This is a genomic window from Streptomyces sp. NPDC032745 (assembly GCF_055579465.1).
On record NZ_JBVING010000004.1, the window covers coordinates 41,278 to 64,958 of the forward strand.

23 protein-coding genes are annotated in these 23,681 nt (G+C 73.0%); 14 read left to right on the forward strand and 9 right to left on the reverse strand.

Annotated features, from left to right (window positions below; all coding sequences use genetic code 11):
• The first annotated feature begins 102 nt into the window (after nucleotides 1-102).
• Complete coding sequence (locus ACZ5WG_RS11445; protein WP_468722357.1) at nucleotides 103-921, forward strand: potassium channel family protein; 819 nt, start codon at nucleotides 103-105, stop codon at nucleotides 919-921.
• On the opposite strand, the gene ACZ5WG_RS11450 is transcribed toward ACZ5WG_RS11445, so the two are convergent.
• Nucleotides 902-1,303, reverse strand: a complete 402-nt coding sequence (locus tag ACZ5WG_RS11450) for a peptidase inhibitor family I36 protein (RefSeq protein WP_468722359.1) — start codon at nucleotides 1,301-1,303, stop codon at nucleotides 902-904. The two genes, ACZ5WG_RS11445 and ACZ5WG_RS11450, sit on opposite strands and share 20 nt — an antisense overlap.
• 379 nt (nucleotides 1,304-1,682) lie before the next feature.
• Between ACZ5WG_RS11450 and ACZ5WG_RS11455 the strand changes: the two genes are divergently transcribed.
• The 3 genes from ACZ5WG_RS11455 to ACZ5WG_RS11465 all read left to right on the forward strand — a co-directional run bounded on the left by ACZ5WG_RS11455 (nucleotide 1,683) and on the right by ACZ5WG_RS11465 (nucleotide 4,574).
• Entirely contained in the window at nucleotides 1,683-2,327 is a 645-nt protein-coding gene (locus ACZ5WG_RS11455; RefSeq protein WP_468722361.1) for a TetR/AcrR family transcriptional regulator, read from the forward strand.
• Between the two features lie 168 nt (nucleotides 2,328-2,495).
• On the forward strand, nucleotides 2,496-3,647 hold the full coding sequence (locus ACZ5WG_RS11460; RefSeq protein ID WP_468723032.1) for an alpha/beta hydrolase: 1,152 nt from the start codon (nucleotides 2,496-2,498) through the stop codon (nucleotides 3,645-3,647).
• 66 nt (nucleotides 3,648-3,713) lie between these two features.
• A complete protein-coding gene (locus ACZ5WG_RS11465) occupies nucleotides 3,714-4,574 on the forward strand; it encodes a DUF4429 domain-containing protein (RefSeq protein WP_468722363.1) in 861 nt (286 codons plus the stop codon).
• Nucleotides 4,575-4,682: 108 nt separating this feature from the next.
• On the opposite strand, the gene ACZ5WG_RS11470 is transcribed toward ACZ5WG_RS11465, so the two are convergent.
• A complete protein-coding gene (locus ACZ5WG_RS11470) occupies nucleotides 4,683-5,699 on the reverse strand; it encodes an aldo/keto reductase (RefSeq protein WP_468722364.1) in 1,017 nt (338 codons plus the stop codon).
• A complete protein-coding gene (locus tag ACZ5WG_RS11475) occupies nucleotides 5,696-6,091 on the reverse strand; it encodes a MerR family transcriptional regulator (RefSeq protein ID WP_266667342.1) in 396 nt (131 codons plus the stop codon). The genes ACZ5WG_RS11470 and ACZ5WG_RS11475 overlap by 4 nt, the downstream gene beginning before the upstream one ends.
• Nucleotides 6,092-6,161: 70 nt before the next feature.
• Between ACZ5WG_RS11475 and ACZ5WG_RS11480 the strand changes: the two genes are divergently transcribed.
• A complete protein-coding gene (locus tag ACZ5WG_RS11480; protein ID WP_468723034.1) occupies nucleotides 6,162-6,980 on the forward strand; it encodes a serine hydrolase domain-containing protein in 819 nt (272 codons plus the stop codon).
• Nucleotides 6,981-6,991: 11 nt separating this feature from the next.
• Here the strand turns inward: ACZ5WG_RS11480 and ACZ5WG_RS11485 are convergent, their stop codons facing one another.
• Nucleotides 6,992-7,645 carry a pirin family protein gene (locus ACZ5WG_RS11485; protein WP_468722366.1) on the reverse strand — a complete coding sequence of 218 codons (654 nt, stop codon included), beginning with the start codon at nucleotides 7,643-7,645 and terminating at the stop codon, nucleotides 6,992-6,994.
• 81 nt (nucleotides 7,646-7,726) lie between these two features.
• On the opposite strand from ACZ5WG_RS11485, the gene ACZ5WG_RS11490 reads away from it, so the two are divergent.
• From ACZ5WG_RS11490 to fabF, 5 genes are all read left to right on the forward strand, one after another.
• Entirely contained in the window at nucleotides 7,727-8,932 is a 1,206-nt protein-coding gene (locus ACZ5WG_RS11490; protein ID WP_030291420.1) for a PucR family transcriptional regulator, read from the forward strand.
• Nucleotides 8,933-9,021: 89 nt separating this feature from the next.
• Complete coding sequence (locus ACZ5WG_RS11495) at nucleotides 9,022-9,954, forward strand: ACP S-malonyltransferase (RefSeq protein WP_468722367.1); 933 nt, start codon at nucleotides 9,022-9,024, stop codon at nucleotides 9,952-9,954.
• 19 nt (nucleotides 9,955-9,973) lie between these two features.
• Nucleotides 9,974-10,978, forward strand: a complete 1,005-nt coding sequence (locus ACZ5WG_RS11500; protein ID WP_363181318.1) for a ketoacyl-ACP synthase III — start codon at nucleotides 9,974-9,976, stop codon at nucleotides 10,976-10,978.
• Between the two features lie 59 nt (nucleotides 10,979-11,037).
• Complete coding sequence (locus ACZ5WG_RS11505) at nucleotides 11,038-11,286, forward strand: acyl carrier protein (RefSeq protein ID WP_385583237.1); 249 nt, start codon at nucleotides 11,038-11,040, stop codon at nucleotides 11,284-11,286.
• Nucleotides 11,287-11,365: 79 nt separating this feature from the next.
• Nucleotides 11,366-12,631: a beta-ketoacyl-ACP synthase II gene (gene fabF, locus ACZ5WG_RS11510; protein ID WP_468722369.1), complete on the forward strand. Its 1,266-nt coding sequence runs from the start codon at nucleotides 11,366-11,368 to the stop codon at nucleotides 12,629-12,631.
• A gap of 159 nt (nucleotides 12,632-12,790) precedes the next feature.
• Here the strand turns inward: fabF and ACZ5WG_RS11515 are convergent, their stop codons facing one another.
• Complete coding sequence (locus ACZ5WG_RS11515; RefSeq protein ID WP_401448800.1) at nucleotides 12,791-13,285, reverse strand: DUF3145 domain-containing protein; 495 nt, start codon at nucleotides 13,283-13,285, stop codon at nucleotides 12,791-12,793.
• A gap of 249 nt (nucleotides 13,286-13,534) precedes the next feature.
• On the opposite strand from ACZ5WG_RS11515, the gene ACZ5WG_RS11520 reads away from it, so the two are divergent.
• Entirely contained in the window at nucleotides 13,535-14,431 is an 897-nt protein-coding gene (locus ACZ5WG_RS11520) for an SGNH/GDSL hydrolase family protein (protein ID WP_468722371.1), read from the forward strand.
• Between the two features lie 91 nt (nucleotides 14,432-14,522).
• On the opposite strand, the gene ACZ5WG_RS11525 is transcribed toward ACZ5WG_RS11520, so the two are convergent.
• Nucleotides 14,523-17,000, reverse strand: a complete 2,478-nt coding sequence (locus ACZ5WG_RS11525) for a beta-glucosidase (RefSeq protein ID WP_468722373.1) — start codon at nucleotides 16,998-17,000, stop codon at nucleotides 14,523-14,525.
• Nucleotides 17,001-17,195: 195 nt separating this feature from the next.
• On the opposite strand from ACZ5WG_RS11525, the gene ACZ5WG_RS11530 reads away from it, so the two are divergent.
• Entirely contained in the window at nucleotides 17,196-17,774 is a 579-nt protein-coding gene (locus ACZ5WG_RS11530) for a TetR/AcrR family transcriptional regulator (protein ID WP_468722375.1), read from the forward strand.
• A gap of 98 nt (nucleotides 17,775-17,872) precedes the next feature.
• A complete protein-coding gene (locus tag ACZ5WG_RS11535; RefSeq protein ID WP_468722377.1) occupies nucleotides 17,873-18,586 on the forward strand; it encodes a carbon-nitrogen hydrolase family protein in 714 nt (237 codons plus the stop codon).
• Between the two features lie 40 nt (nucleotides 18,587-18,626).
• On the opposite strand, the gene ACZ5WG_RS11540 is transcribed toward ACZ5WG_RS11535, so the two are convergent.
• From ACZ5WG_RS11540 to ACZ5WG_RS11550, 3 genes are all read right to left on the reverse strand, one after another.
• Nucleotides 18,627-20,216 (reverse strand): DUF2142 domain-containing protein, encoded by a 1,590-nt coding sequence (locus ACZ5WG_RS11540; protein WP_468722378.1) that lies wholly within the window; start codon nucleotides 20,214-20,216, stop codon nucleotides 18,627-18,629.
• A 13-nt stretch (nucleotides 20,217-20,229) separates the two neighbouring features.
• Nucleotides 20,230-21,945 carry a hypothetical protein gene (locus ACZ5WG_RS11545; RefSeq protein ID WP_468722380.1) on the reverse strand — a complete coding sequence of 572 codons (1,716 nt, stop codon included), beginning with the start codon at nucleotides 21,943-21,945 and terminating at the stop codon, nucleotides 20,230-20,232.
• A gap of 248 nt (nucleotides 21,946-22,193) precedes the next feature.
• Nucleotides 22,194-22,778: a DUF1707 and DUF4190 domain-containing protein gene (locus ACZ5WG_RS11550; RefSeq protein WP_468722382.1), complete on the reverse strand. Its 585-nt coding sequence runs from the start codon at nucleotides 22,776-22,778 to the stop codon at nucleotides 22,194-22,196.
• A 163-nt stretch (nucleotides 22,779-22,941) separates the two neighbouring features.
• Here ACZ5WG_RS11550 and ACZ5WG_RS11555 point away from each other — a divergent pair, with 163 nt between their 5' ends.
• On the forward strand, nucleotides 22,942-23,667 hold the full coding sequence (locus ACZ5WG_RS11555) for a hypothetical protein (RefSeq protein WP_468722384.1): 726 nt from the start codon (nucleotides 22,942-22,944) through the stop codon (nucleotides 23,665-23,667).
• Nucleotides 23,668-23,681: the final 14 nt, after the last annotated feature.

Consider the following 23,681-nt stretch of genomic DNA (forward strand, 5'->3'; position numbering starts at 1 on the left):
GCCCCGGCCCGCTGCCGTTGCGCCGGCCGCTGCGGCGCTGCGCGGACCGCCGCAGCAGTGCGCTGGCCCGCTTCGCTTTACCTGTTCCTTACGATGCTCCGTATGAAGGAACCCTCCCGCCAGCTGCGGTGGGAGCGGCGGAGCCAGACCCCGCTGCTCGTGCTCGCCGCGGCCTTCACCGTCGCGTACGCCGTACCGATCGTCGTGCCCGACGCGGACGCGGTCGTGCACCGGGCGTGCACGCTCACCGAGTGGGTGGTGTGGGGCGCGTTCGCCGCCGACTACCTGATGCGGCTGGGCCTGTCGACGGCGAAGAAGGCGTTCGTCCGGACCCACTGGCTGGATCTGGGCGCGGTGCTGCTGCCGATGCTCCAGCCGCTGCGGCTGCTGCGGCTGGTGTCCACGCTGCTGCTGGTGGGCCGGCGGGCCCGGATGGCCCCGCAGATCCGGCTGACCACCTACGTGGCGGGGGCGGTGGTCGGGCTGCTGATGTTCGGCTCGCTCGCCGTGCTGAGCGTGGAGCGCGACGCGCCCGACGGCAACATCAAGAACCTGGGCGATGCCGTGTGGTGGAGCTTCACCACCATGACGACCGTCGGGTACGGGGACCACTCCCCCACCACCGGGCTCGGCCGGGTGCTCGCGGTGGGGCTGATGCTGTCGGGGATCGCGCTGCTCGGTGTGGTCACCGCCAACATCGCGGCCTGGTTCATCTCCCGCTTCGAGCGCGACGACCGGGTGGAGCGGGCGCAGACCGCCGCGATCGCCGAACTGGCCGCGGAGGTACGGGCGCTGCGTGCCGAGATCGGGCGCATCGGCGGGGCGGCCGCCCCGGGCACCGGGGCCGACGTACCGGCCCAGGTGCCCGAAGCCGCTCCGGCGGCGGGCGCCGCCGGACGGCCTAGCGCTCCCACACCTTGAAGGCCCTGACCAGGTAGGGCGATTCGGGCAGCCAGACCCCGTCGCCCGGGTAGGTCTGGAACTCGCCGGTCTCGGCGCACTCGGCCGACTGGTAGGTGGTCACCGGCCGCCCGGTGCGGTTGACCAGCGACTGGGCGCTGGTCCCGGCGGGCAGTGCGGTACAGCTGTTGATGTCCAGGGTGCTCAGCTCGTGGGCGTGGCGGGTGCCCTTGAACTCCGGCTTCGCCCACAGGCACAGCTGCCCGGTGGCGCAGGCGGGGGCCTTGCCCGGCGGCGGGCCGGCGGCGTGTGCGCTGCTCGCCGTGCTCGGGACGAACGCGGCGAGGGCCAGGACGGCCGCGGCGAGGACGGTGGTGGACCGTGCGGGTGAACTCGTACGCATGACAGGTCAACTCCTTGTGGACCGGGGCTCCCCGGACCGGTTCCGGAGTGCCTCGGACCCCACGCTGACCTGCGAGGACGGCCGGGCGGAAGGGGCTGCGGGCGGGTCCACCCTGATAGGCGACGGCCCCGCCGGAACCGGCCGGCGGGGCTCTCGTACGGACGCGGTTGACGCCTGCGCGGTGCGCTGCGGTGGCGGGGGCGGCTGCGCCGGCTGCCGGTTGTCCCCGATCGGGTTGCCGGCCGTGGCGGCCCCGGCTGCCGCTGCCCTCACCAACGGGTTAACGGGACGGTGGCCGCCGGGTCCGCCGCGGGTAACCTGACCGCTCACTCGGCGTCGGATTCGGCATGCGGAGCATGCGGGAAGGACACCCCCGGTGATGACCGACGAGCGGCCGGTGGCGGCGCCCGGGCTGCGCGAACGCAAGAAGCGGCGCACCCGGGACGCGCTGCTGCGCGCCGCCCTCCTCCTCTTCGTCGCGCAGGGGTACGAGCGCACCACCGTCGACGAGATCACCGACGCGGTGGACGTCTCCCAGCGGACCTTCTTCCGGTACTTCGCCAACAAGGAGGAGGCCGCCTTCGCCGTCCAGGACCTGGTCGAGTCGCACTTCGTCGCCGCGCTGCGCTCCCGGCCGCCCGCCGAGGGCCCGCTCGAGGCGCTGCGGGGCGCCGTGCTCGGTGCCTGGGACACCCTCGAGGAGGCGCTCTGCGATGTGGTCCCGGTCGACCTCTACATGCGCACGTACCGGCTCATCGAGTCGACCCCGGCGCTGCTCGCCGTCCACCTGCGCCGCTCCACCGGGCTGGAGGAGCGGATCGCCCGGCTGATCGCAGAGCGTGAGGGACTGGACGTCGACACCGACCCGCGGCCCCGGCTGGCGGTCGCCGCGTTCTACGGAGTGATGAGGGTCACCGGGCGTCTGTGGGGGCAGGGAGAGGACGCCAGCGTGGCCTCGATCCGGCGTATGACCGAGGCCTGCCTTGACCAGATCGGCCCGGCGCTGGCCGCGGACTGGCGCTGAACCCCCGTACGGGGTCCCACGGTCGGCCGTGAACCCGGTCACCCTGGCCGCCGTGCCCGGATCCGGTCTCCTACGCTGGTCCCAGTGAACCTGCCCGGCCTCGCCCACTCCACCGCCGTCGGCGCCGACCCGCGCCCCGCCGCCCTGCGCACCCTGCTCGCGCTCGCGGTGGTCTTCCTCATGCTGGCGACCACCGGCTGGACCGCCGTGCACCGGCCCGACGCGGGGACCTCCCTGCGCGCCGCCGCCCTCGCGTCCTGGTCCACGGCCCGGATCGACGGCCGGCCGGTGCCGCCCGCCGACGCCCCCGTACGGACCGTGGCCCGGTTCTTCGCCGAGCTCGACGGATCCCAGCGGGCCCGGCTCGCCGAGGGGTACCCCCTGGTCGTCGGGAACCTCGACGGGGCTCCGGCCGAGCTGCGCTACCGGGCCAACCTGCGCGCCCTGGAGCAGGCCGAGCGCGTGGAGGAGGCCCGCAGCCGGGACGTCAGCCTGACCCCGGCCGACCGCACCACGGCCGGCCGGCGGTCCCACCGCTTCGAATCCCTGGCCCAGCCGGGCCGGCAGATCCTCGCCTTCGACCCCACCGGCGGCGGCCGCGTCGCCGAGGTGTTCGGCGACCTCGACCGGGCCGGCCGGATCTCGGTGGTCGTCCCCGGAGTCGACACCGACGTGCTCACCTTCGAGCGCACGCAGCGCCGCCTCATCGCACCCGTCGGCATGGCGCAGTCGCTGTACGAGGCCCAGCGCAGGACGGCTCCCGACAGCCGGACCGCGGTCATCGCCTGGGCCGGCTACACCGCGCCCACCGGGGTCGGCATGGATGCGGCGACCGGCCGGATGGCGGTGGACGGGGCCGTACGGCTGGGGTCCCTGGCCGCTGCGCTGCCCGGCGACGCGAGCGTGGCGCTGTTCTGCCACAGCTACGGCTCGGTGGTGTGCGGGGTCGCCGCGCACGCACTGCCGGAGCGGGTGACGGACGTGGTGGTGGCGGGCAGTCCCGGGATGCGCGCGGGGTCGGTGGCCGAGCTGCACACGTCGGCGCGGGTGTGGGCGACGCGGGACGCCGGCGACTGGATCGCGGACGTACCGCACCTGGAGGTCGGCGGGGTCGGCCACGGGGCGGACCCGGTGTCGCCGGACTTCGGGTCGCGGCTGCTGTCCTCGGCCGGGGCGAAGCTCCACACCGGCTATTTCGAGCCAGGTACGGGATCCCTGGACAACTTCGCCAAAATCGGAACCGGTGCGTTCGGTTCCGTTGTGTGCGCGACCGGCGACGATGCGTGCCGCCGTGGAATTTCCGGGACAGACGGGGACTGACACGTGTAGAGCCTCGGAAAACGGGCTCTGCATCGAGGGGGACGCACAGGGGTACGTCCCCTTACGATGTGCCGCATGGGTGATGTACTGGCCGGAAACCATGCCGTCTGGGAGTTCGACTCGGACTCGGTGCTCATCCGCTTCGCACGGGGGATACGAACGCCGAGGACTCCGAGACTCCTGCACGCCCTCGGGGCGCGGCGGATCCCCTTCGAGGCGTTGTCGGGGGTGAGCGTGAACGCGACCGGGTCCGGGGGGAAACGGGACGCGGTGGTCCTGCATGCCGTGCCGCGGACGGGCGCGGATCCGCTGATGGAGGCCGCCGCCGGGCAGTTGCGGGCAGCCTGCGATCCGTACCGGCTGGTGCTGCCCGGGGACCGGGCCGCGCAGGCGGCCGAGTTCGCGGACGCCGTACGGGCCCGGCTGGGCCCGGATGCGGCCGATCCGGCGGAACGTTTCCTTGTCCAGGTGGCGCAGCCGCCGCTGCAGCTGAAGGCGTACGACGCGCGGCTGGGCTTCGACGGCTCGGCCGTCACCTTCCACTGGTCGCGCACGGGCGCCACGAGCACCAAGTGGAAGGCGGGCGACCAGCGTTACCCGCTGTCCGCGCTGACCGGCGTCGAGTGGAGCTCGCCGGAGGGGCCGGGCGGCCACCTGCGGCTGCTCCGGCGTGACACCACCGGCGACCCGCGGCCCGACCACGACCTGGCGGCCGCGGTGTTCGGCGTCGGGTACGGGGCGGTGCACGAGTCGCTGCCGTTCGCGGCGGCCGTCCTCGCCGCCCTGCGCGGCCGCACCCCGGTGGCCTCGGTCCCGGCGGCCCGCACGGACGAACGCCTGCACCACCTGAGCGAGCTGTACAGCGCGGGCCTGCTGACGGACGCGGAGTACGCGGCCCTGCGCGACCGCTTCGTCGCCGACGCCTGACCTCCGCCTGCCATCGCGCCGGGGGCCCCGGCGCGATGGCCGCCACCTGGTTCTCGCGGGCCCGGTTCTCGGCGGGCCTGGTTCTCGCGGGCCTGGTTCTCGGCGGGCCTAGTTCTCGCGTGCCGCCGACGTCGAGCTCATGTCCGGGTAGCGGTCGCCCGCGACCTGGGCGGCGATCGGCTCCAGCAGGGCCAGCTCCGCCGGCGTCAGGGTGATCCGGGTCGCCGCGGCGTTCTCCGCGAGGCGGCCCGGCTTGCGGGTGCCGGGGATCGGGACCACCGTCAGCCCGTGCACCTGCGCCTGCTGCTGCACCCAGGCCAGTGCGATCTGCGCCGGGGTCGCCCCGTGCGCCTGGGCGATCTGCCGTACCGGCACCAGCAGCGCCGCATTGGCCTTGGCATTCTCGCCGGTGAAGCGGGGCTGGGAGGCACGGAAGTCGCCCGCCGACAGCTCCGCCGCGTCCGCGAACGCGCCGGTCAGGAAGCCGCGCCCGAGCGGGGAGTACGGCACGAAGGCCACGCCCAGCTCCGCCGCCGCGCCCACCGCGCTGCGCTCCACGTCCCGGCTGAACAGCGACCACTCCGACTGGAGCGCCGCGATCGGGTGCACCGCGTACGCCTCGCGCAGCTCGGCGCCGGTGACCTCGCTGAGCCCCAGGTGGCGCACCTTCCCCTCCTGCACCAGCTCGGCCATCGCGCCCACCGATTCGGCGAACGGCACGGCCGGGTCGCGCCGGTGCATGTAGTAGAGGTCGATCACCTCGGTCCCCAACCGCCGCAGGCTGTCCTCCACGGCCCGGCGGATGTACGCGCGGTCGTTGCGGATGCCGCGGTACTGCGGGTCGTCGGTGCGCTCGATGGCGAACTTGGTGGCGAGGGTGATCCCGTCCCGGTTCGCCGCCACGAACGGCGCGAGGAACTCCTCGTTGCGGCCGCGCCCGTAGACGTCCGCGGTGTCGAAGAGGGTGATCCCGGCGGCCAGGGCCGCGTCCAGGGTCTCGCGGGCCACTGCCTCGTCGGTGTCCCCGTAGAACTCGCTCATGCCCATGCAGCCGAGGCCCTGGACACCGACCCGCGGGCCGCCCTTGCCGAGTTCGACCTGCTCGATGGTGGTGTTCTGCGTCATTGCTCTTTCGCCTTCCCCGCGGTCGTGACCGTGGCATACATGCCGATCTTGAAGTCCAGTACGGCGAGCGCGTCGGTCAGCTCCGTGATGCGCGTGCGCACCTCGCGCCGCGTCTGCTCCAGCAGTTCGCGCCGCTGGTCGACGGTGTGCTCGCCCTCGCGCACGAGTTCCGCGTAGCGGACCATGTCGGCCACCGACATCCCGGTGGCGCGCAGCTTGCCCACGAAGGCCAGCCAGTGGAGGTCCTTGTCGGTGAACCGGCGCTGTCCCGAGTGGGAGCGGTCCACGTGCGGCATCAGGCCGATCCGCTCGTACCAGCGCAGGGTGTGCTGGGTCAGACCGGTCCGGGCCTCGACCTCGCTGATCGTGTACCGCGTCTGCGTCAGGCTCATGGCGACCACGCTAAAACCTTGGAGTGCACTCCAAGCAAGTAGGCTCGGCCGCATGGAGAGCGTGGAAACCCTGCAGAGCCTGCGGATCATCGAGAACTGGCCGGTTCCGACCGCCGCGGCGGCCGTCGTACGCGCCGACGGGAGCCTGGCCGGCTCCCACGGACCCGTCGGCCACCGCTTCGCGCTGGCCTCGGTGACCAAGCCGCTCGCCGCGTACGCCGCACTCGTCGCGTACGAGGAAGGGGCGATCGAGCTGGACGAGCCGGCCGGGCCCGAGGGTTCGACGGTCCGTCACCTGCTCGCGCACACCAGCGGGCTGGCCTTCGACGAGCACCGCGCGATGGCGGCGCCCGGCACGCGCCGGCTGTACTCGAACGCCGGTTTCGAGGTGCTCGGCGACCACATCACCAAGGCCACCGGCATCCCCTTCGCGGAGTACGTGCACCAGGCGGTGTTCGAGCCCCTCGGCATGGCGTCGACCACGCTGGAGGGCTCGCCCGCCAAGGACGGCGTCTCGACCGTCTCCGACCTGGTCCGGTTCGCCGCGGAACTCCAGGCGCCCCGGCTGCTCGACGTCCGTACGGTCGCGGAGGCCACTTCCGTCGTCCACCCGGGCCTCAAGGGCGTGCTCCCGGGGTACGGGATCCAGTCCCCCAACGACTGGGGGCTCGGCCTGGAGATCCGCGACGGCAAGGCCCCGCACTGGACGGGCGCCTCGTCCTCGCCGCGTACGTTCGGCCACTTCGGGCAGGCCGGCACCTTCCTGTGGGTGGACCCGGACGCGCGCGCCGCGTGTGTGGCGCTGGCCGACCGCGCCTTCGGCCCGTGGGCCGTGGAGGCCTGGCCTCCGTTCACCGACGCGGTCCTCGCCGAGCTCGCCGGCCGCTGACCCGGCACTCCCTACGGCAGCTCCCAGATCAGCAGCTCCCCCGGGGATCCGGCGACGATCTCCAGGCCCGGCTCGCCGGTGATCCGCGCCGCGTCCCCGGGCCCGAGCTCTTCCCCGTCCAGACGCAGGTCCCCGCGGACCACGTGCAGGTAGACCCGCTCCGCCGCCGGTACGGCGACCCGCTCTCCCGCGCCGGGCCTGCGCACGTGCAGGACGGCGCCGGCCGCGGGGACCTCGTACGGGGCGTCGTCGCAGATCCCGCGCACGAGCGTGTACGAGGGCTCCCCTGCGGAGGCGAGGGGCGCGAGCCACATCTGCACGAAGCGCAGCGGCACCGCGCCGTCGTTGCGCTCGATGTGCCGGGCGCCGGATCCGGCAGCGAGGTGCTGCACGTCGCCGGGCCGCACCAGGGTGCTTTCGCCGGTGCTGCCCTTGTGCGTGAGCTCGCCCTGGACGACCCAGGTCACGATCTCGGTGTGGCTGTGCGGGTGCTCGTCGAAGCCGGCGCCCGGGGCGAGGGTCTCCTCGTTGCAGGCGAGGACCGGGCCGAAGCGCACGTTGTCCGGGTCGTAGAACCGGCCGAAGGAGAAGGCGTGCAAGGTGGTGATCCCGCTGTCCGGATCCCCGCCCCCGTACCGGTCGGCCCCGCGGCGTACGTCAATCATGGGGGTCACCGTAGCCCCCCGGCGGAACGCCGCCGTGGGACCGGACTCCGCGCCGCCGTCCCGATAAGGCAGTCTTGTCCCGTGCCCCAAGCCGAACGTGAGCATTCCCCCGCGCATCCCGCTCCCGCCCATCCGCACGCCGCGACGCTGCGCCGACTGGAGAAGTCCTCCGGCCGGCTCGCCGCCAACGCGATCGCCCGCATGGACGAGACCCTGCCGTGGTACCGGGCGATGCCCCCGGAGAACCGGTCCTGGATCGGCCTGGTCGCCCAGGCCGGCATCGCCGCGTTCACGGAGTGGTTCCGGCACCCGGAGACCCCGCAGGCGATCTCGACGGACGTCTTCGGGACGGCTCCGCGCGAGCTGACCCGGGCGATCACGCTGCGCCAGACCGTGGAGATGGTCCGTACGACGATCGAGGTCATGGAGGCCGCGATCGAGGAGGTCGCGGCCCCGGGCGACGAGTCGATCCTGCGCGAGGCGCTGCTGGTGTACGCCCGGGAGATCGCGTTCGCGACGGCCCAGGTGTACGCGCAGGCCGCCGAGGCGCGGGGGGCGTGGGACGCCCGCCTGGAGTCCCTCGTCGTGAACGCGGTGCTGTCCGGCGAGGCCGACGAGGGTGCGCTGTCGCGGGCCGCGGCGCTGGGCTGGAACTCGCCGGAGCACGTGTGCGTGGTGCTGGGCACCGCGCCGGAGGGCGACAGCGAGCTGACGGTCGAGGCGATCCGGCGCGCGGCCCGGCACCACAAGCTGCAGGTCCTCACCGGTGTGCTCGGTGACCGCCTGGTCGTGATCGCGGGCGGCAGCGACAACCCGATCCAGGTGGCGAAGTCGCTGATCGGGCCGTTCGCGGCGGGTCCGGTGGTGGCCGGTCCGGTGGTTCCGGACCTGCTGAACGCCACCAAGTCCGCGCAGGCCGCGGCGGCCGGGCTGAAGGCGTGCACGGCCTGGCAGGACGCCCCGCGGCCGGTGCTCGCGGACGATCTCCTGCCCGAGCGAGCGATCGCCTCGGATCCCTCCGCCCGTGAGCAGTTGGTGGAGGAGATCTACAGACCGCTGGAAGAGGCGGGGTCGGCGCTGCTGGAGACGCTGAGCGTGTATCTGGAGCAGGCGAGCAGTCTGGAAGGGGCGGCGCGGATGTTGTTCGTGCACCCGAACACGGTGCGCTACCGGCTCCGACGTGTGACCGACGTCACCGGCTGGTCGCCGTCCGATGTCCGCTCCGCGTTCACGCTGCGGATCGCCTTGATCCTCGGGCGTCTGGCCGACGGCGATCAGCAGTCCTAGACTTTTGTCGGACATCAACAATTACCCCGACGGTTCTTCGTCCCTGTCCCCACGGGCGGGCGGGACCATCCACAAGAGAGAGTGTGAGGGTGCTCGTACTCGTCGCTCCCGGCCAAGGCGCACAGACGCCCGGCTTCCTGACTCCCTGGCTCGACCTGCCCGGCGCCGCTGACCGCGTCGCCGAGTGGTCCGACGCCATCGGGCTCGACCTTGCCCACTACGGCACGAAGGCCGACGCGGACGAGATCCGCGACACGGCGGTGGCCCAGCCCCTGCTGGTGGCCGCCGGTCTGCTGTCCGCTTCCGCGCTCGCCCCTTCCCTTGAGCACAGCCGTACGGCTTTCGGTGCCGTCGCGGGCCACAGCGTCGGCGAGATCACCGCCGCCGCGTACGCCGGCGTGCTGTCCGACGCGGACGCGCTGTCGTTCGTACGGACCCGTGGCCTGGCCATGGCCGAGGCCGCCGCCGTCACCGAGACGGGCATGGCCGCGGTGCTCGGCGGCGACCAGGACGTGGTCGTCGCGCACCTGGAGAAGCTGGGGCTGACCCCGGCGAACATCAACGGTGCCGGCCAGATCGCGGCCGCGGGCACGATGGAGCAGATCGCGGCCCTGGTGGCCGAGAAGCCCGAGGGCTCCATGAAGGTCGTCGCCCTCAAGGTCGCGGGCGCCTTCCACACGCACCACATGGCTCCTGCGGTCGCCACGCTGGAGAAGGCCGCGCAGGCCCTCACCCCGGCCGACCCGGAGCTGACGTACGTCTCGAACAAGGACGGCCACGTCGTCACCGCGGGCGCCGACGTCGTCGCCCGCCTGGTCGGCCAGGTCGCGAACCCGGTCCGCTGGGACCTGTGCATGGAGAGGTTCCGCGAGCTGGGCGTCACCGGGATCATCGAGCTCAGCCCGGGTGGCACTCTGACGGGTCTGGCCAAGCGTGCGCTCAAGGGCGTGCCGAACGTGGCCCTGAAGACGCCGGACGATCTCGAAAAGGCCGCGGCACTCATCGCCGAGCACGCGGCCTGAGAGAAGGAGCCCACTCAGCATGTCGAAGATCAAGCCTGCCAAGGGCTCCCCGTACGCCCGTATCCTCGGCGTCGGCGGCTACCGCCCGACCCGCGTGGTCTCCAACGAGGTCATCCTCGAGACGATCGACTCGTCGGACGAGTGGATCCGCTCCCGCTCCGGCATCGCGACCCGGCACTGGGCCTCGCCCCAGGAGACCGTCGCCGCGATGTCCGTGGAGGCCTCCGGCAAGGCGCTGGCCGATGCGGGCATCTCGCCGGAGCAGATCGGTGCGGTGATCGTCTCGACGGTCTCGCACTTCAAGCAGACCCCGGCCGTCGCGACCGAGATCGCGCACCGGGTCGGAGCGGTCAAGCCCGCCGCGTTCGACATCTCCGCGGGATGCGCCGGCTTCGGATACGGGCTGACGCTCGCCAAGGGCCTCGTGGTGGAAGGTTCCGCCCAGTACGTCCTCGTCATCGGCGTGGAACGGCTGTCGGACCTGACCGACCTGGAGGACCGCGCGACGGCCTTCCTGTTCGGGGACGGCGCCGGCGCCGTGATCGTCGGCCCCTCGGACGAGCCGGCCATAGGCCCCACGGTGTGGGGTTCCGAGGGCGACAAGTCCGAGACGATCAAGCAGACCGTGCCGTGGGACGAGTACCTCGGCAAGGACGGCGGCGAGAAGTTCCCGGCCATCACGCAGGAGGGTCAGGCGGTCTTCCGCTGGGCCGTCTTCGAGATGGCCAAGGTGGCCCAGCAGGCGCTCGACGCGGCCGGGATCACCGCGGAGGACCTGGACGTCTTCATCCCGCACCAGGCAAACATGCGGATCATCGACTCGATGGTGAAGACTCTGAAGCTGCCGGAACACGTCACGGTCGCCCGTGACGTGGAGACCACCGGCAATACGTCGGCCGCCTCGATCCCGCTCGCTATGGAGCGGCTCCTGGCGACCGGAGCGGCGAAGAGCGGCGACACCGCGCTCGTCATCGGCTTCGGGGCGGGACTCGTCTACGCCGCGACGGTCGTTACCCTCCCCTAGGGCCCGGGATCCACATCCCGACCCTGCTTCACCCCAGTTAGCTATAGAAGGAGCGCCACATGGCCGCCACGCAGGAAGAGATCATCGAGGGTCTCGCGGAGATCGTCAACGAGATCGCCGGCATCCCCGTCGAGGACGTCGCGTCCGAGAAGTCGTTCACCGACGACCTGGACGTCGACTCGCTCTCCATGGTCGAGGTCGTCGTCGCCGCCGAAGAGCGCTTCGACGTCAAGATCCCGGACGAGGACGTCAAGAACCTCAAGACGGTCGGCGACGCCGCGGACTACATCCTGAAGCACCAGGCCTGAGCCTGACGAGCGTTTGTCGCCACCCTGCGGTGGCGCCGTGACAATTCAGCACCCCCTGAGACGTGGAGAAAGAATTCCTGTGAGCCCGACCAATCGCACCGTGGTCGTCACCGGTATCGGCGCAACCACTCCGCTGGGTGGCGACAGCGCTTCGACCTGGGAAGGTCTGCTCGCCGGTCGTTCCGGCGTCAAGCCCCTCGAGGGCGAGCGCTTCGCCGAACTCCCGGTCCGTATCGCCGCCCCGGTCGCCGTGGACCCGAGTGAGGTCCTGCCGCGCCCGCTGGCCCGCAAGCTGGACCGCTCGGCCCAGTTCGCCGTCATCGCCGCCCGTGAGGCCTGGGCCGATGCCGGCTTCACCGCCCCGGCGGGCGAGGACGCGGCCATCGCGCCCGAGCGCCTGGGCACCGTGATCGCCTCCGGTATCGGCGGCGTCACCACCCTGCTCGACCAGTACGACGTACTGAAGGAAAAGGGTGTGCGCCGGGTCTCCCCGCACACCGTCCCCATGCTCATGCCGAACGGCCCGTCGGCCAACGTCGGCCTGGAGGTCAACGCCCAGGCGGGCGTGCACACTCCGGTCAGCGCGTGCGCCTCGGGCGCCGAGGCCATCGGCTACGCCGTCGAGATGATCCGTACCGGCCGCGCCGACGTGGTCGTCGCGGGCGGCACCGAGGCGGCGATCCACCCGCTGCCGATCGCCGCGTTCGCCAACATGATGGCGATGTCCAAGAACAACGAGAACCCCCAGCAGGCCTCCCGCCCGTACGACAAGGCCCGCGACGGCTTCGTCCTCGGCGAGGGCGCGGGCGTCGTCGTCCTGGAGTCCGCCGAGCACGCCGCCGCGCGCGGCGCCCGGGTCTACTGCGAGGTGCTGGGCCAGGGCCTGTCCGCGGACAGCCACCACATCGCGCAGCCGGAGCCGACCGGCCGCGGTGTCGCGGCCGCGGTGCAGAACCTGCTCGACAACACGGGTCTCGACCCGGCCGAGCTGGTCCACGTCAACGCGCACGCCACGTCCACCCCGCAGGGTGACACGGCCGAGCTGAAGGCCCTGCGCAAGGTCCTGGGCGACGACCTCGACCACATCGCGATCTCCGCGACCAAGTCGATGACCGGTCACCTGCTGGGCGGCGCCGGCGGTATCGAGACCGTCGCGACCGTGCTCGCGCTGTACCACCGGATCGCCCCGGCGACCATCAACGTCGACGAGCTCGACGAGGGCATCGACGCGGACATCGTCGTCGGCGAGCCGCGCAAGCTGCCGGCCGACGGACCGATCTCCGCGATCAACAACTCGTTCGGCTTCGGCGGCCACAACGTGACGCTCGCGTTCCGTACTGTTTAGTGCGCCTGAACCGGCGCCGCTCTCGCGGACGTGGTTGCTCGCCGCGGGGCTTCCTCAATTGATGGTTGCGGTGTTCGTCGTTTCGAACACCGCAACCGCCGCAGCGCCATGACGAAGGCCCACCCGGGATCCCGGGTGGGCCTTCGTCGTACCCGGCGGCTAGACCACCTGGTGGAGCCAGCGGACCGGGGCGCCCTCGCCCGCGTAGCGGAAGGGCTCCAGCTCGTCGTCCCAGGGCTTGCCGAGCAGTTTGGCGATCTCCGCCTCCAGGTCGGTCTCGCCGCGCGCCGACCGGGCGAGGGCGGCGCGCAGCCGGTCCTCGGGGACCAGGATGTCGCCGTGCATGCCGGTGACGGCGTGGAAGATGCCGAGCTCCGGGGTGGAGCTGTAGCGCTCGCCCTCGGCGGTCGGGCAGGGTTCCGCGGTCACCTCGAAGCGCAGCAGGTGCCACCCGCGCAGCGCGGAGGCGAGCTTCGACGCGGTGCCCGCTTCGGCCTGCCAGGAGAACTCGGCTCTCCAGGTGCCGGGGGAGGCGGGCTGCCTGATCCAGTCGAGGTTCACCCGCACCCCGAGCACGCCCGCAACAGCCCATTCCACGTGCGGGCAGAGCGCGCGCGGTGCGGAATGCACGTACAGAACTCCACGTGTCGTCACCGGGACCTCCAGTGTGGGACGAGGTCGGGAATAAACTCCAGAAAACGGACAGTATGTGACGTGATGTAATGTAACGGAAATTATTTGACAATGCGCTACGGGACCTGCGGCCGAAACGCCACGGGAAAAAGCTACCGTGCGCCAGGGGTCATGGTGTGACGTACGGTCGGTCCGAGGCCGCCAAACCCAGAGCATTCACTCAGCAGGACGCCCCCGGAGGACGCGGGGCGACGAGGAGGGGACCACCCGATGTGCACCACCGCCCTGCGCCGCCGCGCGCGCCGGACTCTCGCGGGCGCGGGCGCGGCGACGGTCCTCCTGGCCGGGGCGCTGACCGGGTGTCAGTCGGGCGGGTCGGCCACGGAGGGTGAACGGGGAGCGCAGGCCGGGCCGCGCTGGAACACCGCGCCCGCATCGATCGCGGCCGTCGGCGATTCCATCACACGGGGTTTCGACGCCTGTTCGGTGCTGGCCGACTGCCCGGAGGTCTCCTGGGCCACGGGCAACGACCCCGCCGTCCACTCCCTCGCCACCCGGCTGCTCGGTGAGGGCGAGGTGCCCGCGCGCAGCTGGAACTACGCGGTGACGGGCTCGCGGATGGCGGACCTGGCGGGTCAGCTGGCCTCGGCCGCGGAGCACAAGCCCGACCTGGTCACGGTGATGGTGGGCTCGAACGACGCCTGCCGCCCGTCGGCTTCGTCGATGACGCCGGTGGCGGAGTTCCGCGCCGCGTTCGAGAAGGCCCTCACCGGTCTGCGGGCCGCCTCCCCCACCTCCCAGGTGTACGTCTCCAGCGTGCCGGACCTGCAGCGTTTGTGGGAGCAGGGCAAGGACAGCCCGATGGTGCGGCAGATCTGGAAGCTGGGGATCTGTCAGTCGATGCTGGCGGATCCGCTGTCGGCGGCGTCCGGGGCGACGGCCCGGCGCGAGCAGGTGCGGGCGCGGGTGGTCGAGTACAACGAGGTGCTCCGCGAGGTCTGCAAGAAGGACGCGCTGTGCCGCTACGACGGCGGCGCGGTGTTCCAGTACCCCTTCGCAGCCGACCAGTTGAGCCGCTGGGACTGGTTCCACCCGGGCAAGGACGGGCAGGCCCGGCTCGCGGAACTGGCGCACCGCCAGGTGACGGCGGCCGAGCCGCCGCGCTGACGGACCGACAGGGACGGCAGGGGACCGGGGGCGGGTGTCAGGGCCCGCCCCCGGTCCGGTTCATGGGTGTTTTCCGGCCAGCCCTGGAGTTCTAGAGGTCCAGGACCGCTGTCAGCCGCGTGTCACCGTGGGCGTGGCTTGCGCGGACCTCGTACGCGCCGCCGATCCGCTGCCAGCCACGGGCCTCCTCGTCCCAGATCTCGAAGGCCCGGGCGGGCAGGGCGATCTCGGCCTCGACGCTCTCCCCCGGGCCCGCCTCGACGCCCGCGAAGGCGGCCAGCCAGCTCGCCGGGCGCTCCACGGCCGCGTTCTGCGCGCTGCCGGACGCCGTGGCGACGGGGGCGAGGTAGAGCTGGACGACCTCGCGGCCGGGCCGGGTGCCGGTGTTGGTGACGCGGACCCGGGCCGTGGTGCCGGTGACCTCGAGGGACTCGTACGCCCAGTCGGTGTAGCCGAGGCCGTGCCCGAACGGGAAGGCGGGGGTGATGTCCTGCTGCTCGTACGCGCGGTAGCCGATGAAGAGGCCCTCGGTGTACTCCAGGCGCCCTTCGGCCGGGATCACCTCGGTGACCGGCGCGTCGGCGAACCGCGCGGGCCAGGTGGTGGGCAGCCGCCCGCCCGGCTCCGCGTGCCCGAGGAGTACGTCGGCCAGCGCGGCCCCGCCCTCCTGCCCGGGGAACCAGGTCAGGAGTACGGCGGCCACCTCGTCCCGCCACGGCAGTTCCACCGGGGAGCCGGCGTTGACGACGACCACGGTGTTCGGATTGGCGGCGGCGACGGCGCGCACGAGGTCGTCCTGACGGCCCGGCAGGGCGAGGTCGCGCCGGTCGAAGCCCTCGGACTCCACGCGCTCGGTGGTGGCGACGACCACGACGGCGGTGTCGGCGGCTCGGGCGGCGGCCACGGCCTCGGCGATCAGCTCGTCGGCGTCGCGCTGCGGGCCGAGGTGGAGCAGCGAGAACATGATCGCCTTGAGCGGCAGGGTGCTCGTGTCGGGGACCTGGAAGGTCAGCGAGACCTCGACGGCCTCGCCCTCGGCGAGCGTGACGCGGGCGCGTTCGCTGGGGGCGCCGAAGAAGGCCTCGAAGGGGTCGGCCTCGTTGCCCATCGCCTGGACGCCCTCCCAGCGGGTCTCGCCGGCGACGGCGAGGGCGAAGGCTCCGAGCCCGCGGGTGCCGAAGGTGTGCTCGCCGCTCTCGCGCGGCACGAACGTACCGGTGACCTCGATGCTCGCCATGGTCTCGTACGACACGCCCGCGGGCAGGTCGTCGCCGATCCACTGGACCTGGCCGGTCGGCAGACTGCCTTCGCCGAGGACGGCGCCGGAGGCGTCACGGCAGATCGCGCGGAGCTCGAAGCCCTTGTCGGCGGGGCCGGCTTCCTCGCTGGGGTCGGCTCCGACGGTGAAGGTCAGGGCCCCGTCCGGGAGGGCGGCGGCCAGGCCGTCCAACGGGGAGACGATCCGCTCGGGGAACACGGTGGCCGAGCCGCCGCCGAGGACGCGGGCGTCGCGGGCGGCGGCCCCGATCAGGGCGACGGTGCGGCCGGGGGCGGCGTCCAGCGGCAGGGCGCGCTTCCCGCCGGACACGGTCTCGTTGCGGACGAGGACGAAGCCGCGGGCGGCGATCTCCCGGGCGAGCGCCTGGCCGTCGATCGGTGCCGGGGGTTCGGTTACGGCGGCGGGGGCGCCCTCCAGGATCCCGACGCGGGCGGCGAGGCGCAGTACGTTGCGCACGGCCTCGTCCACGGCGGACTCGGGGACCTCGCCGGCCCGGACGGCCTCGGCGAGGGCGGCCCCGTAGACGGTCTGCGGTCCGGGCATGGCGACGTCGAGGCCGCCGAGGACGGCGCCGGTGGTGGAGCGGGCGGCCATCCAGTCGGAGACGTTGTACCCGTCGAAGCCCCATTCGCCGCGCAGGACTTCGTTCACGAGGTAGCGGTGCTCGCTCATCGTCGTGCCGTTGACCTGGTTGTACGCCGTCATGATGCCCCAGGGGTGGGCGTTGCGGGCGATGGCCTCGAAGGGGGCCAGGTACAGCTCGCGCAGCGGGCGCGGGGCGATGACGCTGTCGACGGTGAACCGCTCGGTCTCGGCGTCGTTGCCGACGAAGTGCTTGACGGTGGTGCCGACGCCGCCGTCCTGGACGCCGTTCACGTAGCCGGTGCCGATGGCGCCGGTGAGGTACGGGTCCTCGGAGTAGCACTCGAAGTGCCGGCCGCCGAGCGGGGAGCGGTGCAGGTTGACGGTGGGGGCGAGGAGCACGTGGACGCCCTTGCGGCGGGCCTCCTGGGCGAGGAGGCGGCCGGCGCGGCGGGCGAGCGCGGGGTCCCAGGCCGCGGCGAGCGCGGTCGGGGAGGGCAGGGCGATCGAGGGGTCGTCGGCGGTCCAGCGCACGCCGCGGACCCCGATGGGGCCGTCGGACATGACGAGCGACTCGAGCCCGATCCCGGGGACGGCGGGCAGGGACCACATGTCCTGGCCGGCCAGCAGCCGGGCCTTGGTGTCGAGGTCGAGTTTGCCGAGCGCCGCCTCTACGGCGTCGCTGCGGACCTGATCGGCATCGGTCACGGCCGTGCCTCCTCGTTGAGTGCGTGCGGGTGCATGCGGCGGGGTGCAGTGCGGGTGCCGCGGGGGTGTCCCCCATCGTGGACCCGTTACCGGTAGAGCGGTAGGGTTCGTAATGTGTTCGTGATATTCCGATAACGTACGGAGGACACTGCCGGCGAGGCGGGGCACGGCGTGAACGGGAGAGGTGCCGGGGCGATGGCCAGGGCGAGAAGCGAGGAGCGGCGCGGCGACATCGTGCGCGCGGCGGTCGAGGTGATCGCGGAGCGCGGCTACCGCGGTGCGTCGCTGGGCGCGGTGGCCGAGCGCGTCGGCCTGACCCAGCAGGGGCTGCTGCACTACTTCCCGACCAAGGAGGCACTGCTGGTCGCAGTGCTGGAGGAGCGCGACCGCTGGGACACCGGCGGCGGCTCGCGCGCCTCGGCCGGCGCCTGGCGCCTGGACCTGCTGGCCTCGCTGGTCGAGTACAACGCCATGCGCCCCGGGATCGTGCAGACCTTCTCGGCGCTGCTGGGCGAGAGCGTCACCGACGGGCATCCGGCGCGGGAGTTCTTCACCGAGCGCTACGCCCAGGTACGCGCCGAGATGACGCAGGTGCTGCGCGCCGAGTTCGGCGACCGGCTCCCCTCGGGTCTGACCCCGGAGGAGGCGGCCCCGCTGCTGACCGCGGTCATGGACGGCCTCCAGTACCAGTGGCTGCTCGCGCCGGAATCGGTGGACATGCCTGCCGCCTTCCGCTCGTTCCTGACCCTGCTGCGGGGGCCGGAACCGGGCTGACCGCGGCCTACGGGCGGCCCAGGAGCGGGTCGCGGACGGCGCAGGGCGGGCGCCGGGCCGGGGCGGGGACCCGGCGGCCGGGCTGGCATCCTGGACCCGTGAAGATCGCCGCAGCCCAGCTCACCTGCATCCCGGCCGACATACCCGCCAACACGGAGCGGAGCGTCGCCCTCGCCGCCGAGGCCCGGGAACAGGGCGCCGAGCTCGTCGTGTTCCCCGAGTTCACGCTCACGGGCTACGAGCTGGAGGCCATGGCCGCCGACCCCGGCCTGTGGATGGCGGACGCCGACGACCCCCGCCTGGATCCGCTGCGCTCCGCGGGCATCGCCGTCGCGGTCAATGTCGCGCTGCGCACCGCCGGGCCGCTGCCCGCCATCGCGACCCTGGTCTACGGCGCGGACGGCCGGCACCTGACGACGTACGCCAAGCAGCACCTGTACGGACACGAGCAGGGCGGCTTCGCGGCCGGCGGGAGCCAGGGCCGCTTCGAGCTCGGCGGGATCCGCTTCTCCCTCGGCGTCTGCTACGACAACCACTTCGCGCAGCTCACCGGCCGCGCGGCGGCGGACGGCTGCCGGGTCCACCTGGCGAGCTCCCTGTACGGAACGGGCGACGGGATCCGGGAGCGGGCCACCGTGTACCCCGGGATCGCCGGGGAGCACGGCCTGTACGTCGTCCTCGCCAACCACGTCGGCCCGGCTGGCCCGTGGACCGGCTGCGGCCGCGCCGCGGTCTGGGCCCCGGGCGGCGTGCTGCTGGCCGAAGCGGACGACCGCACGCCCTCCGTGGTGACGGCCGAGGTCGGCGCCTGACGGCCCGACAGTCGGCTCCGCCGCCCGGGGCCGACCGGGGTCAGCCGATCGCCGGCACCTTCGAGTGCCGTCCCGAGCGCGTGCTGCCGTCCCGCTCCGCGGGATCCCCCGGAGCCGGCTCGCGGTCCCGCACCAGCGCCGGGAGCACCAGGGCGAACGCCGCCGCCGTGTACACGCCGGTCCACAGCATCCAGCCGCCGGGCGGGGCCCAGTGCGCCGAGAACGGCACCCAGGAGCCGCTGGTGCCGACGGCGAAGCGCCGCAGCGTCCAGAAGAACGCCGCCGCGTTCGCCAGCGCGAGCCCGGCCGCGCCGAAGCCGACCAGCCTGCGCCACGGGAACCCCTGCCCGGGCGCCCGGCTCGCGCAGATCAGCACCGCCATCAGCGGCAGGCCCACGGCGAACGGCAGCAGGTAGCGGCCCTGCCAGACCATGCCGAGCTTCTCCGCCTGCGAGGCCTGGGCGACCACCGGCACCACCACGATCGCCACCAGCATGCCGATCAGCGCCACCGCCTCGCGCAGCCGGCCGTACGCCAGCCCCAGCGCGGTGAGCACCGCGATCACGCCGAGCCAGACCAGCCAGGTGAACGCGGGTGCCGGGGTGTCCAGCCAGCCGAAGTAGCCGAGCATCTGGTGGACGTACGTCTCGGCGTTGCCGAAGGTCTGCCGGGCGGCTTCCTTGGCGGTCAGCGTCTTGGGCGTGTTGATCACCGAGTTGTCGGGGTGCGCCCCGGCCCAGAGCAGCGCACCGGCCGTGGCCGCGCCGAGCAGCGCCGTCCAGACCCACAGGGCCTTGCGGCGCAGCACCGAGCGCAGGACGCCGCGGTGGGCGAGCAGCAGGCCGAAGAAGACCGCGCCGGCGAACCAGATCAGCCCGAGCGGGCGGATGTTGATCAGCACCAGCCCGCCGATGCCCACCCGGGCCAGCCGCCGGTTCAGCAGCCGTGCATCGGGCGACATCAGGATCGACAGCAGGCCGGTCCACACGAGGATGCCGGCGGCGATCTCACCGCCGCTGGGGTTGACCATGCCGGCCATGTACAGGGTCATCGGCGTGGCCGCGGTGAACACGCCGAGCAGCGCCACCGAGCGCCGTCGCCGCCACTCCGCGGCCGTGACCACGGCACTGGCCAGCAGCGCCGAGCAGAGCGCGGCCGACATCAGCCGCATCAGGTACAGCCCGTGCGGGCCCTTGACCAGCAGGCTCGGCCAGCCGGTCGCCAGGTAGTAGGCCGGGTGGTAGCGGCCGGCCGCGGTGGTGACCTGGACGGTCTTCTCGGAGTGCCCGAACTTCGGGGCGCAGGAGGCCGGCTTCTCCTCGTGCCAGGCGTAGCACTCGTGCTGCTTGGGGAGCTGCTCGTACCACTCCGGGAGCTGCACCCCGGTCTCGGCGAACTTCCCCTCGATGCCCGCCACCATGTGCGGAACCATCACCTCGGGGCCGCCGATCTGGCCCCGGGCGACGGCGGCCGCGCGGATGAAGTGGGCGTGCTCGTCGGGCGAACCGCCGAGCGGGGTGGCCGCGGACCAGGAGGCCGCGAGCGTGAAGAACAGCACGAAGGCGATGGCCCAGAGCCGCTTGGGGGTCCGGGCCGACCAGTCGGCCAGGCGCGTCAGTGCGGAGATCATCGCTTCCTTCTGATCATCGGACGTAGCTCAGCCAGCTCTGGTCGCCGTCCTTGGAGCACTCGCCCTTGGGCGCGAACTTCGGGCACTTGCCGTCCTGCTGCCGGATGGTGTGCGACACCCAGGGCAGGATCCGGTAGGTGCCGTCCTGGGCCGGCATGTACCGGTCGGACATCGAGGAGGAGACCGTGCCGAGGAGCAGCAGGAGGGCGCAGAGGGTTCCGATCACCGCGCCCTCGCGACCGGGGAAGCCCGGCGCGGTGCGGCCCGGGACGGGTGCGGATGCGGATGCGGATGCGGATGCGGGCTCCTCGGACGCGGTGCGCCGCTCGGCCAGCTTCAGCGAGACCAGGTGCGCCACCAGCGCGCAGAGGATCAGACCGCAGTAGAGCAGCTGGTTGTTGGTCCGCGTGTACAGCTGGACCGTCTGCGTCTCGTACATGTGCGAGGCGATGTACATGCGCATCACCCACGCGCTGATGAACATCGCGGCGATGGTGACGACCAGCGGCTTGCGCAGGCCCAGCCAGATCGCGGCGCCCAGGCAGAGGAAGGTCACGAGGGCGAACAGCCCGACCCCGCCGAACTCCCCGGGCGGCGGCCAGTCGCCCACCTTGCCGGGCATGTCCGTACGCCACATCAGGTAGTAGGCCGGGTCGGTGAAGTTGTCGAAGCGGAAGTTGTAGTCCTTGGTGGTCTGCCCCTCTTTGAGCATGACCATCAGGTAGCGCCCGGCCACCACGAGGAAGGCCGCCAGGGCCGTGCCCATGAACGCCGCGCCCTTGAGCCGGCCCGTCCGCCACGGGAAGTACAGCAGCGCGGCGAACAGCACGCCGGCCGCACTCCACAGGAACCAGCCCGAGTACGTGAGGAACAGCACGCCCAGCAGCACACCGAACCCGGCGCCCTTGAGCAGCAGCGGCCGCCAGCCCTCCGTGCCGCTGCGGCGCAGCGCCACCACCATCGCCACCAGCACCGGGACCAGCAGCACGAGCACGGTCTGGCTGTACGGCTTGTAGGAGTCGATCAGCGCGAACGCGGGCACGACACCGAAGGCGAGCGCCCGGACCGGGCTCAGCAGCATCCGCCAGGCGAGGTAGACCAGCGGCCCGAAAGCGGCGGCGCCGAGGATCTGCAGGTCCTTGAAGGCGTACGCGGTGTTACCGCCGTGGAACCACTCGGCGTAGTAGCCCAGGGTGTAGAGCGGCATCGGCGGGTAGACCGGCGAGCCCGAGGGATGTCCGTTCGCGACGGCGTGGGCCCATTCGACGATCCGGCCGCTGTCGCCGTTGAGGCCGAACATCGGCCACGGCGTGCCCAGCAGCGCGACGACCGCGCCCGCCGCGACGAAACCGCTGGCCAGGCCCGCGATGGCCGCGGCGGCCAGCCGGGTGGCCAGGTCGAAGTGGCGTCCGCCGCGCAATCGCATCGCCAGCACCACGGCGGCGACGAACAGCAGCCCGATCAGCGCGAACCGCAGCTGGATCGCGGCCAGACCGCTGACCTGCGCGATCCGGTTGAGCGGGTTGAGCTTGAGACCGCGCGCCAGGAGCGGGAGGACCAGTGCCGCGGCGAACGCCACGGCGGCCTCCAGCAGCAGGAGCCCACCGCGGGAGCGCAGTGCGCGCCGCGGGGCCGGGTCCGCGGACCCGGAGCTGCTGGGGGCGTGTGCGGCCGGTCCGCTCGGGGGGCCCGGGCGCACGGCCGCCGACCCCTCGGTACTGACTGTCACTGACGGTGTCCCTACTGCTGGTCGGTACGCGGCGCGACGGCCGGTCGTCGTTCTCGGCAAGCCACTGCCCGGCTCCGGGCCCACAGGTCCGCAGACCGGACGAGGGCGGCGGACTCAAGGACGGTGTGGGACGGCCTCGGCTCTTGCCGCCACGCATACTATCGGGCCGCCTGCGGCGAGCGGGGGTCCCGGGACGGCGGCCGGAACCGCCCGGGACCGGCCCGCGGCCCGGCGTAAGAAGGCGCAGGTCAGTCGAGGACCCCGAATCCGGCGAGCAGGAAGAGCAGCACCCAGCCGCCCAACGACAACCAGCCGAGCACCAGGCCGATCGTCGCGGGCCCGGCGCCCTCGTCGCCGCGCGCGCGGATCTGCGCCTTCGCGATGTGGCCGGTGATCACGGCGCCCAGGCCCGCGGCGCCGAGCGTCGGAAGGCTGAGCACGCCCAGCGCGAGCGAGGTGATCGCCATCCCGTTGACCGGGCGGGGCGGCACCGGCATGGGCAGCGGCCCCGGCACCGGCCCGTAGGCGGGCGGCAGCACCGGCACCGCGGCGCCGAACGGGGCCACCATCGGCCCGGCCGGCAGGTCCGCGACCAGCTGCGCGAGCTGCCCGTACGTCTGCGCCTTGTACGCCGCGTCGAAGCGCTGCCCGTACTCCTCGCGGGAGAGCCGGCCCTCCGCGTAGGCGGCCTTGAGCACGTCCACCGTCCGGTCGCGATCGGTGTGCGAGGCCCGCATCGCGGACTGCGGGGTGTGCGCGGGCTGCCACGGCTGCCCGTACGGCTGCTGCTGCGGGCGGACCGGATACGGCTGCCCCCACGGCTGTTCTGCCATCCGGCCACCTCCGAAGCCCCTGCGCGCGGTGCGCGTCCGTCCAGGATGGAGGACGAACGGGCCACGGCGATAGTTGCGGTGCCGCCGGCCCGGCGGCTGTGACGAGACCGATGCCTGCGCCGCGGGCGGCGGGTGTAAGGGCGGATGTGATGAGGTGGCGGGCATGACCGACTTCGAGACGATCACGGTTCCGAGCCACCTGTGCGGGTATCCCGGGGTGGCCTTCGGCGGCTACGTGGCCGGGGTGCTGGCCACGCGCGCGGCCGCGAAGACCGTACGGGTGGACTTCCGGCGGCCGGTGCCCACGGACGCCCCGGTCCGGCTCGCCCCGACCGCCGACGGCGGCGTCCGGCTGGTGGACGGCGAGCTCCTGCTCGCGGCGGCGACCCCGGCCGAGCCGGCCGTCGAGGCCCCCGGGGCGCCGTCCTGGGAGCAGGCGCAGGCGGCGGCCGACGCCTACCGGGCGACGCCTCCGGACGGAATGGTCGACTGCTTCGGCTGCGGTCTGCACCGCACGCCCGCCACGGGTCTGCGCCTGCACTGCGGCCGGGTGCCCGGCAGCGCCCTGGTGGCCGCGGCTTGGACCCCCGGTTCCGAACTCGGCGGCGCGGACGGTCTGCTGCCGCCCGAGCTGGTGTGGGGCGCGCTGGACTGCCCGGGCAACGCGGCCGGCCGGCTGCTCGACGACCGGCGGGCCGGTGCGGTCACGGCCGCCCTGACCGCGCGGCTGCTGCGGCCGGTGCCGGTCGGCGCGGGCCTCGTCTCGTACGCCTGGCTGCTCGGCAGCGAGGGCCGCAAGTACCGCGTGGGGACGGCCCTGGCCACCGCCGGGGGCGATCTGTGCGCGGTCGGCGAGGCCCTGTGGGTGGAACCCCGCGCCCAGCCCTAGCCCTGGCCCTGGCC